Source organism: Methanobrevibacter ruminantium, from assembly GCF_016294135.1.
In the GTDB taxonomy this organism is placed as follows: domain Archaea; phylum Methanobacteriota; class Methanobacteria; order Methanobacteriales; family Methanobacteriaceae; genus Methanobrevibacter; species Methanobrevibacter ruminantium_A.
This window is the reverse complement of record NZ_JAEDCO010000035.1, coordinates 1-15,152: the sequence shown is the minus strand read 5'-3', so window position 1 is coordinate 15,152 and position 15,152 is coordinate 1. Positions and strand designations below refer to the sequence as shown.

At 32.0% G+C, this 15,152-nt stretch carries 18 protein-coding genes; 16 read left to right on the top strand and 2 right to left on the bottom strand.

Features of this window, described 5'->3' with window-relative positions:
- The first annotated feature begins 384 nt into the window (after positions 1-384).
- The 7 genes from rpl37A to VW161_RS07505 all read left to right on the top strand — a co-directional run bounded on the left by rpl37A (position 385) and on the right by VW161_RS07505 (position 3,551).
- Positions 385-654 (top strand): 50S ribosomal protein L37Ae, encoded by a 270-nt coding sequence (gene rpl37A, locus VW161_RS07535; RefSeq protein ID WP_292788178.1) that lies wholly within the window; start codon positions 385-387, stop codon positions 652-654.
- The gene (locus tag VW161_RS07530) at positions 655-786 is read left to right on the top strand and encodes a DNA-directed RNA polymerase subunit P (RefSeq protein WP_304088941.1); all 132 of its coding nucleotides are present in this window, start codon (positions 655-657) and stop codon (positions 784-786) included.
- 230 nt (positions 787-1,016) lie between these two features.
- Complete coding sequence (locus VW161_RS07525; protein ID WP_295607567.1) at positions 1,017-1,508, top strand: Brix domain-containing protein; 492 nt, start codon at positions 1,017-1,019, stop codon at positions 1,506-1,508.
- An 18-nt stretch (positions 1,509-1,526) separates the two neighbouring features.
- Complete coding sequence (locus VW161_RS07520; RefSeq protein ID WP_325192858.1) at positions 1,527-1,802, top strand: KEOPS complex subunit Pcc1; 276 nt, start codon at positions 1,527-1,529, stop codon at positions 1,800-1,802.
- A 158-nt stretch (positions 1,803-1,960) separates the two neighbouring features.
- A complete protein-coding gene (locus VW161_RS07515) occupies positions 1,961-2,308 on the top strand; it encodes a prefoldin subunit beta (RefSeq protein WP_298537617.1) in 348 nt (115 codons plus the stop codon).
- A gap of 154 nt (positions 2,309-2,462) precedes the next feature.
- Positions 2,463-2,756, top strand: a complete 294-nt coding sequence (locus tag VW161_RS07510) for a DUF3194 domain-containing protein (RefSeq protein ID WP_304105832.1) — start codon at positions 2,463-2,465, stop codon at positions 2,754-2,756.
- 36 nt (positions 2,757-2,792) lie between these two features.
- A complete protein-coding gene (locus VW161_RS07505; RefSeq protein ID WP_304105833.1) occupies positions 2,793-3,551 on the top strand; it encodes a 4Fe-4S binding protein in 759 nt (252 codons plus the stop codon).
- 333 nt (positions 3,552-3,884) lie between these two features.
- Here VW161_RS07505 and VW161_RS07500 read toward each other — a convergent pair whose 3' ends face one another.
- Positions 3,885-4,028 (bottom strand): hypothetical protein, encoded by a 144-nt coding sequence (locus VW161_RS07500; RefSeq protein WP_304089005.1) that lies wholly within the window; start codon positions 4,026-4,028, stop codon positions 3,885-3,887.
- A gap of 549 nt (positions 4,029-4,577) precedes the next feature.
- Between VW161_RS07500 and VW161_RS07495 the strand changes: the two genes are divergently transcribed.
- The 8 genes from VW161_RS07495 (at position 4,578) to VW161_RS07460 (ending at position 14,449) form a co-directional block, all read left to right on the top strand.
- Entirely contained in the window at positions 4,578-5,774 is a 1,197-nt protein-coding gene (locus VW161_RS07495) for a geranylgeranyl reductase family protein (RefSeq protein ID WP_304088999.1), read from the top strand.
- 441 nt (positions 5,775-6,215) lie between these two features.
- Positions 6,216-6,998: a TlyA family RNA methyltransferase gene (locus VW161_RS07490; RefSeq protein WP_325192857.1), complete on the top strand. Its 783-nt coding sequence runs from the start codon at positions 6,216-6,218 to the stop codon at positions 6,996-6,998.
- Between the two features lie 214 nt (positions 6,999-7,212).
- Entirely contained in the window at positions 7,213-9,240 is a 2,028-nt protein-coding gene (gene feoB, locus VW161_RS07485; RefSeq protein WP_325192856.1) for a ferrous iron transport protein B, read from the top strand.
- A 49-nt stretch (positions 9,241-9,289) separates the two neighbouring features.
- Entirely contained in the window at positions 9,290-9,499 is a 210-nt protein-coding gene (locus tag VW161_RS07480; protein WP_304088991.1) for a hypothetical protein, read from the top strand.
- Positions 9,500-9,522: 23 nt separating this feature from the next.
- The gene (locus tag VW161_RS07475; protein ID WP_304088989.1) at positions 9,523-10,146 is read left to right on the top strand and encodes a metal-dependent transcriptional regulator; all 624 of its coding nucleotides are present in this window, start codon (positions 9,523-9,525) and stop codon (positions 10,144-10,146) included.
- 38 nt (positions 10,147-10,184) lie between these two features.
- Positions 10,185-10,880 (top strand): HisA/HisF family protein, encoded by a 696-nt coding sequence (locus tag VW161_RS07470; protein ID WP_304088987.1) that lies wholly within the window; start codon positions 10,185-10,187, stop codon positions 10,878-10,880.
- A gap of 475 nt (positions 10,881-11,355) precedes the next feature.
- A complete protein-coding gene (locus VW161_RS07465) occupies positions 11,356-11,739 on the top strand; it encodes an ArsR/SmtB family transcription factor (RefSeq protein ID WP_304088984.1) in 384 nt (127 codons plus the stop codon).
- Between the two features lie 91 nt (positions 11,740-11,830).
- Complete coding sequence (locus VW161_RS07460) at positions 11,831-14,449, top strand: heavy metal translocating P-type ATPase (protein ID WP_325192855.1); 2,619 nt, start codon at positions 11,831-11,833, stop codon at positions 14,447-14,449.
- 86 nt (positions 14,450-14,535) lie between these two features.
- On the opposite strand, the gene VW161_RS07455 is transcribed toward VW161_RS07460, so the two are convergent.
- Positions 14,536-14,694 carry a hypothetical protein gene (locus tag VW161_RS07455; protein ID WP_304161971.1) on the bottom strand — a complete coding sequence of 53 codons (159 nt, stop codon included), beginning with the start codon at positions 14,692-14,694 and terminating at the stop codon, positions 14,536-14,538.
- A gap of 68 nt (positions 14,695-14,762) precedes the next feature.
- Here VW161_RS07455 and VW161_RS07450 point away from each other — a divergent pair, with 68 nt between their 5' ends.
- Positions 14,763-14,945 carry a hypothetical protein gene (locus tag VW161_RS07450; protein ID WP_325192854.1) on the top strand — a complete coding sequence of 61 codons (183 nt, stop codon included), beginning with the start codon at positions 14,763-14,765 and terminating at the stop codon, positions 14,943-14,945.
- Positions 14,946-15,152: the final 207 nt, after the last annotated feature.

The window sequence follows — 15,152 nt, the reverse complement described above, 5'->3', positions numbered from 1 at the left end:
TTCAATGTTAAATTGTAAATTTAAAGATTTATTCAAATCTAAAATAAAAAATAGCTATTTTTCTCGAATTAAAATATCTAAAAACCATTAACTTTATATACTTTTAAATACTATATTATATTATTAGTTAAGTTTATAGCCTAATTGCTGTAATGGCTTTATAATTTTAACAATTTCTCTTTATTTTAATTATCGTTTGTAGGTTATAATTAGTAAAGTGGATTTTTTTATTTAATCTTATAATTAAAGACAAGAGTATGTCTCATTACTATCATATTTATTGTTTATCATTTGATGGATTAAATAATACTTTAAATTAAGCTTTGTAGGTGTTGAAGCTTAATAACTTATTTAATTAATTCAATTTTACTGGAGATATTTTAAATGGCAAGAACAAAAAAAGTTGGTATTACTGGCAGATTTGGTGCTAGATACGGAAGAAAAGCAAAAAGACAAGTTAAGAAAATCGAAGAAAACATGAAAAAGAAACATGTTTGCCCTAAATGTGACAGACCTTACGTAAAAAGAGTAAGCGCTGGAATTTGGGAATGTAAAAAATGTGGTACTGTCTTTACCGGTGGAGCATACGTACCTGAAACTCCAATGGCAAAAGCTGCTACACGTAACATTAAAAGAGTAGTTGGAGGAAACTAATTGTACAGATGTCCTGAATGTGGAACTGAAGTTGACCACAAAGGTTACATGGAAAATAAATGTCCTAAATGCAGATATAGGATTTTATTTAAAAAAGTTCCAGATGTCAGAAAACTTGTAAAAGCAAGATAGTTATTAAATAATTTTTATTTATAATTATTCTTTAATTATCTTTAATAACTATTTAGCTTATGGCAGTGGATTCTGCTTTCATTTTCTATTTTTATTAGCTATTTAGTTATTTTAGCTATTTGCTAATTTTAATTGCTTATCAAAATTAAAATTAGCCTTTTTATAATTTTTACTAATTTTATGCATTACTATTTCTAATTCTTATCTAAGTTATAAAAAAGAGGATTATCATGCTTATTTCTACATCAAGAAAACCATCTCAGAAAACAAGAACATTCTGCAAGAACTTTTCCCACGCTTTTGGATTTGACTATACCAATAGGGGAAAAAGCAGCTTAAGGGATTTGCTCATTAAAGCTAAGCAATTAGGTCATGACAGTCTTGTTTTAGTGTATCAGATCAAGGGAAATCCAAGCAAGCTAACTTTTTATGACCTTGAGGCAAATGAAAAATTGGCTTTGCTTGTTTCTGTAAACACTACAAATGAACGTCTCCACATCAGCCCTAAGGATTTGAAAATCAGATCAACCGTAAGAGAGTTGGATGTTTTGGCTGAAGTGTTGGGTATTGAAGTCACAACTGAACCTCAGGACTCAAATTACATTAGGATATCCTATGCTGACTATGATGATGAGAAGAACTTTGCAATACTCTATTTTGTAAATAAGAAAGGGGAACAAATAGATTTCCAAATAAACGTTAAAAAGATAGTTGAAAATTAGAATAGATTTTCAGGAGAGATTTTTATTAGTGAAAGTGATATATTAAAGTCAATCAATAGTGACATTGTCATTGATTTTGATACAGAAAAGCAAGCTAAAATAGTTTATGATTCCATATTGCTTGAATTTGAGACTTCTCCTGATTACAGATCTTCCATGGATTTGAAATTGGATAAGAATTCTATCATAATCACTATTGATGCAGAGGATGCAACATCCTTTAGAGCATCAATCAATTCAGCTGTCAAATGGATAAAACTGTCTGTTGAGATAAATGAATTGACTGAAAGTTAATTTTTCTCATTTATTTAATATCATAAAAAATATCATTCAATCAATAGTTTTAAATATTTAACTAATAATATATTATAATATAATGATTTATTAGCTAATTATATTTTAAAATTAAAAATTAAACTAATATTATTATAAAAAAGATTAAAGGTGAAAATATGGAAATTCCACAAAATATACAACATCAATTAAACCAATTCCAACAATTACAACAACAAGCTCAAGCTGTAACCATTCAAAAACAAAATGTTGACATTCAATTAAGAGAAACTGAAACTGCTCTTGAAGAACTTAAAAAGACTCCCGAAGGGGCTGAAGTATTCAAATCTGCAGGAAACTTATTGATTAAAGTAGAACGCAATGAAACTTTAGAAGAGCTTGAAGATAAAGTTGAAACTCTTAAATTAAGACAACAAACCATGACCCGTCAAGAAGAAAGAGTCATGAAAAAGCTTGAAGAAATGCAAGCAACCATCCAGCAAGCTATGGGTGGAATTCAAGGGTAAATAGATTAAATTAATTTTTTTCTATTTTCTTTTTTTATTTTTAATTTTTTAATTCGTATTGTATAAAATAATTTTTTTTTTTATTTTATATTCATCGTGTTTGTTTAGCGATAATTTTTTTATAATTATTGTCATTATTTTTTTAGGTGTTAACATGGTATCAAAACTTAAGGAATTATCAGAAGATGATCTTGAAGACATTTCAAATTTTTTATCAGAAACCATTGTGAAGAAAATCTCTTCTTCAGTAAGGTCTCAAAAGGAAATCTTGGATATGGATGTAAGCATTGAAATTGATTATCCTAATGAAAATGGGGAACTTGATGTAGATGCATCAGTTGAGATTGGCATAGATGAGTTATCTGACTTATCTGATGAAATAATCGATGAAGTAATCGATGGGTCTTACTTGGAACTTGATGAATACATTAACGAACATTACAGATAATTGATTGAATTTGATTTCTATAAAATAGGTGAAAAAATGAGCAAGATTATTAAAGTTTTTTTCAGTCCATCTGAAACTACAAAAAAAGTTGTTAGTCAAATAGCTAACAATTTTGAAGAGGAAAGTGTTGTTTGTGACTTATTGTATTTTAATGATGAAAAGAATTTTGAATCAGATGATATTGTCATAGTTGGCATGCCTGTATTTGCAGGACGAATTCCTAAAACTGCAAGGGATAGGTTATCCAGATTATCAGGTGACAATACTAAAGCTATTGCTGTTGTAAATTATGGAAATGCACATGTTAGTGATGCATTGATTGAACTTGTTGACTTATTGGATGAAAATAACTTTGATGTTATTGCAGCAGCTTCTACCGTAAGCCATCATTCCATATTTGATGGTGTTGCAGTGGGAAGGCCTGATGGGGATGACATTGAAAAGATCAATGGGTTTGCACAAAAATGCATTGAAAAAATAGATGCTGGAACTTCCTTAGAGGCTGAGATTCCTGGAAATAGGCCTTATCTTGATTATAAGCAACTTCCATTTGTTGTAAGCTGTGATGAAGCAAAATGTGTATTCTGCCTTGAATGTGTAGGAGTTTGTCCTGAGAAAGCAATTCCTGATGATGATCCTGCAGATGTGAACCTTGACTTATGTTCAAGATGCACTTCATGCATTAACATTTGCCCAGAAAATGCAAGGGCTTTCACTGGAGAGGCATTTAAAGATAAAAAGCCAGCATTTGAAAGTGCTAATGCAGAAAGAAAAGAGCCTAAATTCTATTTTTAGATTTTAAAATTTTATTTAATTATTTTTCTTATTTCTTATTTTTCTTTTTTTATTTCTTATTTTTCTTTTTTTATTTTCTATAAATTTTAATTTTATATTTTGTCTTTTTTTCTTTTGAATATTTTTTAAAACTTTTTCATTATAATATTATTTTTCATCATTATTGTTAAAAAATTAAAAATTATATAATTATTTTCAAAATTTTTAAATAAATAACTATATTAATTAAAAAAATATAAATACAATTACAATTATTTAGGTTGATAAAATGAATAAAAAACTATTTGCTCTATTGATTTTAGCTATTTAGGGTATTGTAAGTGTAGGTGGGGTCTATGCTTTAGACCTTGGAAGTATTTTTGACACTGGAAATTCAGTAACTGTTGATGGAATCAAATTCAATGTTCCTGATGGTTTTGAAGAAGTTGTAAGTAACAGCACAACAAAATATAACAAAAACTGTTGATGATATACCATATTTCTCAGAAATAAAAAATTATGCAGATGGAAATGATACAGTTTCATTATCTGTTTCTAAAAATCCTACCCATAAGGCAACTGATGATACTGCTCGTCGTTTTGGAGGGGATAGTGAAACCATTAATGGAGTTGCGGTTATTTAGATTATCATCCTAAATCTGTGACCAAATTTAGAAGTGGAAATTACATTTACACTTTCACAATATATCCATATTATACATTTGCATATGCAAAAGATGATAAGTTAGTTGTTGTTTCGGCATCTGAAAAGGAATATCTCTCTGATATAATTGCCGGATAATTTTTTCTAGTTTTTTTTTTAAAAATTCTATTTTTTTCTTTTTTTACCAATTTTTTTTACAAATTTTATTTTTCATATTTTATTATCTCTATTTAATCAATTGCTTTTGGATGATTTTCATTTATTAATTTTCTAAAACTATAAATAGTATATTCTTTTAATTATAATATAATTCTAAATTTTAAATATTCTAAAATTTAAATAAATAAAAAATATATAATTTTATTCACTTTAAGATGATAATTATGATGGAAACGGATGTTTTAGTAATTGGTGCAGGTCCTGCTGGCTCTGCTGCTGCAAAGCATGCTGCTTTAGGCGGAGCAAGTGTCATTTTGATAGATAAGAAGTCAGAAATAGGAACTCCTAAAAGATGTGCTGAAGGCATTTATGATCATGGTCTTAAATGGCTTGAAATTGAGCCAAATCCACAATGGGCAGTTCAAAGAATTAATGGGGGAACTATAATTGCACCAGATAGGACAAGATTAACCCTTGATGAGACAATATTGCCTGAAAAAGGTTATATCATTGAAAGAAAGGTCTTTGATAAGTATATGGCTATGGATGCTGCAAGAGCAGGTGCTAAAATAATGGTTAAGACATTGGCAAAATCCATTATGAAAGATGAGGATTCTGAAGGTTCCTTTTATGTCATCGATTGTGAACATATGGGAGAAATCATAGAAATAAAGGCTCGCATAGTAATTGCTGCAGATGGTCCTGAATCCAGAGTGGCTAAGGCATTTGGCATAAACTCAACACAAAAGCCAAAGCATATGATGTCTGGAGTACAATATGAAATGGCAGGAGTCAATTGTGAGAGAATGGACTTGATTGAGCTTCATTTAGGAGCTTTTGCAGGTGGCGGTTATGCTTGGGTATTTCCTAAGGGAGATGACATTGCAAATGTAGGTATTGGAATACCTTCAACAAGCAAAAAGCCAGCTATTGAATACCTAAATGAATTCGTTGAATCATATCCTCCTTTGAAAAATGCCAAGGCGGTTGAACTTAATGTAGGTGGAGATCCAATTGGCGGATTGATTGGTCAAATCTATAGCGATAACCTATTGGTTTGCGGTGATGCTGCAGGTCAAGTAGACCCAATCACCGGTGGAGGAATCATCTTGGGAATGCTTGGAGGTAAGACTGCTGGCCAAGTGGCTGCAAGGGCCGTTAGGGCTAAGGATTATTCAGCGGAAAGGCTTAGTGAATATGAAGTATTATATGATGAATACACTCAAGGGGCTATTCCTAAATTGGCTATTGCTCATGAGGTATATGCTTCTTTAAGTGATGATGATTTAAATAAGATTATTCATGCATTTATAGGGCTTGATTATAATAATATGACTCCAAGTGATGTTCTAAAAGTATTTTTAAAGATATCCCCTCGCCTTTCATTGAAGTTTACTAAATTGTTTAAGATTCTATTTTAATCAATAATCTATTTTTTATTTTTCTATTTTTTTCATATTTTTTTAAAAAATAATATTTTTCTTAATAATTTTTAATAAACACACAATTTTTTTAAATTTTATTCATATCAATTAAAATTTATTATTTTTCAAGTAAATTTTATATACTATAAAGAATAAAATAAGTTTAAGGGTTCATTCTCTTTATTTTTAATCTTAGCTAGTATTTTTAAACACAATATGAATAAGAAAAGAGATGAATTCTCTTTTCTTTTCTCCCCATTTTATTTTTTTATTCAATTTCTACTTTTCCCCTTGCTTTTTACATGTGGAATTTCCGTTTCTTTTTTTTATTATTTTATATTTTTTATAAACATCTAGTTTTAATAAGTAAAATGAACAAAATATAGATTATAATTATAAAAATTCTATTTTTTTCTTTACAATGTAATTGGTGTTTTAATGAAAGAGAGATTAGATAAATATTTGGTGAGCAATAATTTTGTTTCCACTAGAACCAAATCAAAGGAATTGATCAAATCCAACAATGTGAAGGTAAATGATAAGATAGTTACAAAAGCCAGTTATATTGTAAAAGACCACGATAAAGTGGAAATAATTGACAATAGTTCCATCAAGTATGTATCAAGGGCCGGATTGAAGCTTGAAGGTGCAATAGGTTCATTTAATCTGGACTTAAAAGATAAAAACATTATGGACATTGGGTCATCAACAGGAGGATTTACCGACTGCTCCTTAAGGCATGGTGCTAAAAGGGTAGTTGCAATTGATGTAGGAACTGACTTGATGGCAGATTCATTAAGGAATGATGAAAGAGTTGAATTGTATGAGCAATTGAACTTCAAGAACGCTCCAAGCGGTCTCTTTGAAAACATTGATATAATTGTATCAGATGTGTCCTTCATTTCCTTAAAGCACATTATAGACAGAATATCCTTTGAGGATGAGGATTTCGAATTGGTATTTCTCATAAAGCCTCAATTTGAATGCGGTAAGGAAATAGCTGATAAATTCAAAGGGATTATCAATGATAAGGAAGTTCATAAGGATGTTATTCTTGATATAATTACTTATTTTAAACAATATGGTTATAATATAATTGATTTGGACGTTTCAAAAATCCAAGGGAAAAATGGGAATATAGAGTACTTAGCCCATTTCAAAAGAAATGTGGAATCCTGTGAAATTTCCATTGATGATGTTGTAGATAAATCCTTTTTATAGAAATATTTATATAATTAGGAAATAAAATATTATTTAGGTTTACCTAATTTCTTTTTAGCTTATAAATAAGTCTAATTTTTTACATATATACATTATTAAGTAAGTAAATTAAAAATAGATTTATATTATCTGGTTTTGTTCAATATCGATGGATAAAATTAGTTTTAGGTAAAAGATTATTAAGTAGTTTTATTCAATATTTGAGAAGGTAAAAATGGGGAAGGATACTAATTCTAAGATTGATCTAGAGGATGAAAATTCAATCAATAATGATAAAGCATACCGCAAAAATGTTCTTTTAATAGGAAGTCCTAATGTAGGGAAGAGCTTAACATTCAATAAATTGACTGGTATGACTGCAATGGTTTCAAATTACCCTGGAACCACAGTAGATATAGATGAAGGTAATTTCACCTATGAAAACAAGACAGTCCACTTAACAGACCCTCCAGGACTTTATGACTTGAATACAATCACAGAAGAGGAAAGAGTAGCTAAATTATTGGTTTTGGATGAGCAATTTGACTTGATGGTTCACGTAGTTGATGCTAAAAACATTGAAAAGTCAATTGACCTTACCTTGCAGTTGATTGATGCAGGAAAAGAGGTTATTTTAGTTTTAAACATGATGGATGAGTTTGAAAAGATTGGAGCGACCATCGACGCTGAAAGATTGTCACAGGACCTTGGAATTCCAGTTGTCTTGACTGCAGCTGCAGAAAACAGGGGATTGGATGAATTGAAGCATACAATTGTAAACTATGATTCAATTGAAGATCAAATAGTAAGCGAATCAAAAACATTGCTTGATGTAGACTATGGAAAGTCTATTGAAATAGCTATTTCTGAGATTAAGGATAACATTAAGGGAAATTACCCTGTTTCTAAAAGATATTTGGCGGTTTCTCTTCTTGAAGGTGATGAAGACAGCGAGGACCTTGTAAAAGAGAAAGAAGATTATGCAGTATTATCAAAGGTTATTGATGCTCAAAAGGACAAATTTGACCAACCGGTCAAGTATTTGACTAAGCTTAAGCTTGCTGATTATGCTAAACACATCAAATCAGAATATACAACTATTGATAATGTAAATGTTCAGGATAAGGATAGTTTAGGTGAAAAGTTAAGCAGAATAATGATTCATCCGATTTATGGACTTATCATACTTGCCTGTGTGCTTTACTTTGGACTTTATCTGATAGTTGGAGTGCTTGGAGCAGGCATTCTTGTTGATTTCTTGGAAAACACCATTTTCGGCCAGTACATTAACCCCGCAGTAACTGCAGTTGTTGTTAAATACATTCCATGGGTACCGATTCAAAACCTCTTTGTTGGGGAATATGGTATCGTCACACTTGGTTTAACCTATGGATTCGGTATTATCCTGCCGATTGTATCCCTATTCTTTATTGTATTTTCAATACTTGAAGACAGCGGATACCTTCCAAGGCTTGCACTGCTTGTGGATAACGGATTTAAGAAAATCGGTTTGAGCGGTAGAAGTGTTATTCCATTTGTGCTTGCAGTTGGTTGTGGAAGTATGGCAACAATGGTTACAAGAACACTGGAAACAAGAAGGGAGAGAAACATTGCTACAATGCTTATGGCTCTTACAATTCCTTGTTCTGCACAATTGGGGGTTATTATGGCACTCTTATCCCAACATCAAAATGCCATTTGGATTTGGTTTGCTGTAATCCTATTCAACTTTGTTGTCATAGGATTCCTTGCAAAAAGATTTGTTCCAGGTGCACAGCCAAGCTTCTTTATGGAATTGCCTCCTTTAAGATGGCCTAAATTGTCTCATATCGCTAAAAAGACTTGGACACGTCTTGTAATGTATATCAAGGAATTGATTCCAATATTCATATTGATCAGTGTAATCATTTGGGCTCTTGACTTATGCGGAATATTCCAATGGATCATTTCTTGCATCAGCCCGGTAGTCAATGCAATTGGTCTTCCAACTTCAACAAGTTCCTCATTTGTGCTCGGATTCTTTAGAAGAGACTTTGGTGCAGCAGGACTTATGACAATTCAGAATCAATTGACAGGAGTTCAATTGCTTGTTGCTTCTGTAACATTGACTTTGTTCTTGCCTTGTGTAGCTCAATTGATGATTATGATTAAGGAAAGAGGTGTTAAGTTAGCTGGTTTGATTGCTGTAATGAGCATAGTTCTTGCTTTTACAATGGGTTTTATAGTAAACCTAATTTTAACTAGCTTACATGTGGTTTTATAAATTTTAAGTTAATATTCTTAATGTTTTTTTTAATTAATGGGGTTTTGAAATGGATGAAAATAAGATGAAAGATCAAATAATCAAATGTGAATTCTGCGGTTTCACATTTCAAAAGTGTGATGGGATCAGCTGTGATTCATGCCCTATTAATTGCAAAACAGTAAAATGTCCCAATTGCGGATATGAGATTCTACCGGAATCCAAATCCTATAAGTTTATAGAAGACAGTTTTAAAAAGATTAAAAGCATGATTAAATAGTTTCTAACAATTTGGTGTTTAAAATGGAAAAAAGTGAAATTGAACATTATTTGCGTGATATCTGGGTTAGAGAATTTGAAAAGGAAGAGAAATTGGTCATTGATGAATTCAATAAGGATGATATTGAATTATTGGCTAAAAAGGAGTATGTCAAGATTGAAGATGGTTTTGTCAATTTAACTGAAAGTGGTGAACGTTTGGGAAGGTCATTGGTTAGAAAACATAGGATTGCGGAAAAGGTTGTAGCAGACTTGTTTTTAGCAGATATGGAAGAAATGGAAGAATTGGCAGACCAGATTGAGCATGTAATGAGTGAAGAGGTTGAAGACAATATATGCAGAATCTTAGGAAACCCTGAAAACTGTCCTCACAACAATCCAATTCCTAAAGGGGATAGTGATAATGATTTAGGAAACGAATATTCCGTACCTTTAGTCTCTTGTCACAGTGGAGAATCAGGTGAAGTTTCACACATTAAAACAGAAGACGCCCGTAAATTAAGAAAAATCATGAATTTAGGTCTTATTCCAGGGTCTAGAATTTGCTTAATCCAAAAATTCCCTAATTATGTCTTCCAATTAGGAAACACCCAGCTTGCTGTAGACAAGGAATTGGCTAACGAAATATTTATAAAATTAGATGAATAACTTATAATTATCAAAAATAATGGTAATATGGTGAAAACATGTTAGAGATTATTCCTGTTTTAGATTTAATGAATTCTGTTGCAGTATCTGGTAAAAGCGGCAATAGAGACACTTACACTCCTTTGCAAACCATTTATGCATCTTCATCTGACCCTGTGGAAATAGCCAACTCATTGAAAAGGGCTAATGCAAAAGAGATGTATATAGCTGATTTGGACCTCATTGAAAGAAACGGAAATCATAATATTTATAAGATAAAGGAAGTCAATACCATTTTGCCTGTTATTGTGGATGTAGGTGTAGATAATCTTGAAACCTTTGAGTTCATGCTAGATTTCGCTTATAAAATCATTGTAGCTACTGAAACTTTAGAATCAATTGAAGAGCTTGAAAAGATCTTTGAAAAGTATCCGAAGGAAAGAATCATTGTAAGTGTAGATGTAAAGGACAATGAATTGTACACTAAACACATGGATTTGGATTTGGAAGGATTTAAGGAAATCTTGAGAAGGATTGATCCAAATGAAATAATCTTGCTAGACATCTCTTCAGTTGGAACAGAAGCCGGTTTCAATAAGGAATTGCTTGACAAGTTTGAGGAATTCAAGGATAAAATCATTTTAGGTGGCGGAATAACTAAAGATGAAATTCCTTTAATCAATGAATTGGGAATCAAAAAGGCTTTGGTTGGAACTGCTTTGCATAAAGGTGAAATAAATATCAGCAATTTCTGATTGCTTTTATTTCTAAATTTTAAAACTTAATTGAATCTTATTTTTAAATTTTTATTTTGCTATTTCTCTGCTTAAATTTAAATATTAAGTTAAATAAATTATTATATAATTGTAAAAAGTATTAATGTGATATAAATGGCAAATGGATTTATTATTATATTTTCTCATATTTTACCCTTAATATTGGGATTTTTCAGCATTTTATTAATCATTAATGGAATAATGGATGAACAAAAGTATATCACTGCTTTGGGAATAGGTCTTTTCCTGCTTGCATCTATAGGCCCATTTTTTGTTTTACGCTTATTCATATAGTTAATTTATTTTAACTCTTTTCTTTTTTTAGCTATTTTTTCTATTTTTTATTACTTTTCTCTCATTTTCATCACTTTTTTAATAACATATCATAATATCATGATATGAAAACATTTAAATATGTTGATGTAAAAACTATTATTATAAAAAGGTGTTCTAAATGCAAGATCAAAATTCACAAAATGAAGAGAATAAACATGATGATATGTGTGAAATATTTCATCCGCACGAAGATTCAATAGAAAGAGCTAAAAAGCATATTTTAGCTGATGATGAGTATTCTGACCTTTCAGAATTCTTTAAGATATTCGGAAATCCAACAAGGCTTAAGATAATTTCCCTTTTGAGCTATGAGGATTTATGTGTATGTGACATATGCGAAGCATTAGATTTGAATCAGAATGCAGTGTCAAATCAATTGAGGATATTGAGGGCACATAATATTGTCAAATTTGAGAAAGAAGGAAAACAAGCCAGATATTCATTAACTGACCTTCATGTGGAAATGATCTACAAGATGGGTTTGGAACACTTGAATGAATAATAACTTTTGGATATTCTTCAATTAAATTTTTAATTATTTAATTTTCTAATTATTTAATTTTTTTAATATAATTTATTATTAAGGTGTCAATATGGTAAAAAATAAATGTTATGATCCTGATTGTAATGAAGAGGAATGCTTTAATCCTGAACATTACAATCATATTTGTTTTGATCCTGACTGCGAAGATGAAAAATGTATGAATGAAAAGCATTACAATAAGCAGTTATTGAAGGATTATCAGAAAAGCACTGACTTAAGTGTTTTCGATCATGGAGAAAAGATAGATTATGATGAGGATGTTGATATAAGTCTTTGTGGTTGCCCTGATTGTGCAGATGATGACCATGACCATCATCACGGCCACAATCATGAGCATCACCATTATGGACATGACCATCATGAGCACGACCATGATCATGACCATCATGACCATGAGGAAGAGCATCATGAAGAGTCCTGTGGATGTGGCTGTGATGACGATGATTGTCATGATGAAGAAGAGCATGAGCATGAACATAGCCATGAGCATCATCATGAACACGATCACGAACATGAGCATGAGCATGAACATAGCCATGAGCATCATCATGAACACGACCATAGTCCTAAAGTAGTGGGAGATTCTTGTGAAGACCCTGATTGCGGTTGTCATGACCATGACCATCATGACCATGGACACGACCGTGACCATGATCATCACCATCATGACCATGATGATGACGATTTCTCACTTTGTGCGTGCTCTGATTGTGCAGATGATGACCATGACCACGGACATGGACATGACCACAGCCATGGGGATGAAGACCTTATTGCAGAAGGAAAACCTCTCCTCTCAAATAGGCCTATTCAAATCATGGTTTCAAGCGGAATCCTATTTATAGCAGGACATATACTTGAATACTTATCTTTTGACATGACCATTGTTACAATAATTTACATGATTGCTGCTATTATAGCAGGTTATGAAATAGCTGTAATGGCTTATAACTCACTTGTAAAACGTCATACCATTGGACCGGCACTTCTTGTGGTGATTGCATGTATAGCTTCATTCATTATCGGACACGGTGAAGAAGGGGCAGCAGTTGCATTATTATACTATATAGCGGAATTCCTCGAGGATTATGCTGAACTTCGTGCAAAACGTTCAATCAAGTCATTGGTTGAATTGGCTCCAGAAACTGCAAGAGTCAAAGTTGACGATGGAGAGGAAGTTCGTAATGTTGACAAAGTAAAAATAGGTGAAATTGTCATCATCAGACCGGGAAATAAAGTTCCTTTGGATGGAAATATTGTATATGGTACATCTTCCATAAACCAAGCTTCAATCACTGGTGAAAGTCTTCCTGTAACAAAAACCGTCGGTGATGCGGTCTTTTCAGGTACTGTAAATGAAGACGGATATCTTGAAATGGTGGTTAGCAAAGAAGCTAAGGACTCAGTAATTTCAAAAATTGTAACTCTTGTTAAAAGGTCACAATTGAACAGATCCACTACAGAAACATTGGTGGAACGTATTTCCAAATATTACACTCCTTTAATGATAGTCATTTCTGCCTGTGTAGCATTTATACCTCCACTCTTCTTTGGTCAGAACTTGGTAGATTGGGTTTATAAGGCACTTTCAATTATGGTAATTTCATGTCCTTGTGCATTTTTAATCTCCACTCCAATAGGAATGGTATCAGCAATCACTTCATCTACCAGAAAGGGAGTTCTTATCAAGGGAAGTACATATGTAGAGGAAATGCGTAATGTTAAAGCGGTTATCTTTGATAAGACAGGAACCTTAACTGAAGGAAAGCTTGCATTAAGTGATATAAATGTTATAAATGATGCTTACAGTGAAGAAGAGATTGTAAGAATAGCTGCTTCATTGGAACACAGTTCTTCTCACCCAATCGCTCAGGCAATCGTTGATTATGCAGGAATTAATGAAATAAGTTTTGATGAGATTGAAGATTTCAAGAACATTCCAGGTAAGGGAATTGTCGGTACCGTTGATGGAAAACGTTACTATGCCGCAAATGAGTCATTGATTGAAGGAAGTGAGTTCAATGTTTCAAGAGAGGAAATCAATAGTTATACTTCTGAAGGAAAAACTTTGGTATTCATTGGTGATGAAAATGGAGTAATTGCAGGTTTAACTGTAGTTGACAAGATCAGAGATAATGCTGCAGAAGTAATAAAAGACCTTAAGGACCAAGGCGTAAAGACAATTATGCTTACCGGTGACAATAAGATGGCTGCAAATAAGGTTGCAAATGAAATAGGTCTCGACTATGTCTATTCAGACCTTTTACCGGAGGATAAATTGAATATTGTTGACACTATCCGTAACAAGTTCGGTGATGTTGCTATGGTTGGTGACGGTATCAACGATGCGCCAGCATTGGCACGTGCAAACATCGGAATTGCAATGGGTGCAGCAGGTTCAGATGTAGCTATTGAAACCGCTGATGTGGCTCTAATGCAGGATGATATCAGCAAGTTGCCTTACCTATTCAGTTTAAGCCAAAAGACAATGAATATTATTAAACAAAACATTTCACTATCCATTTTCGTAAAGGCTCTCTTTGTAATCCTTGCAATATTAGGATTAATTACATTGATGATGTCTGTTGGTATAGGTGACATGGGTTTAACTTTAGTGGTTATATTAAATTCATTTAGAATTGCTAGAGTGAAAGACCCATTATTCTAGAAAAATTTTTGTTAAGTTAAAACTTAACCTATTTTTTATTTTTATATTCCTCCTTTTTTTTAAATCATTTTTTATTATTTTTTTAATCAATCAATATCATTTTCCAATTTTTTAACAACTCTCGCAGGAACTCCAAGTGCAAGGGAATTGTTAGGAATGTCTTTGCTGACCACTGCACCAGCACCAACAACCACATTATTTCCATGGTCACTCCTGGAAGAATTGTCACATTTGCACCTAACCATACGTCATTTCCAATTTTGATTTAAGAGGCCTGTGCTAAATGGCCATGTCTTTTTTTAGGGGATAATGGATGGCCAACTGTTGTTATAGTATTATTTGGACCAATCATTACATTATCTCCAATGTAGACTTCTTTGATGTCAAGTATTGTCAAGTTGAAGTTTCCAGTAAAATTGTTGCCGATGAAAATGTTTTTGCCATTATCAAAGCAGAATCGCTTTGCAATCCATACCTTTTCACCAACAGAACCTAAAATCTCGGATAATACCTCATGCTATTTGTCCAAATCATCTTCTGCGAGAGAATTAAATACGTTTGCATTTTCTATGGCATGCAACTTCATCATTGAAATATCTTCATCGTCATAACAATATTCCAATCCCGCTTGCATTTTCTCAATTTCTTTCATTGATTAATCCCCGTATTATTGGCTAATTTCTTATTTTTTATAATTTTTTTT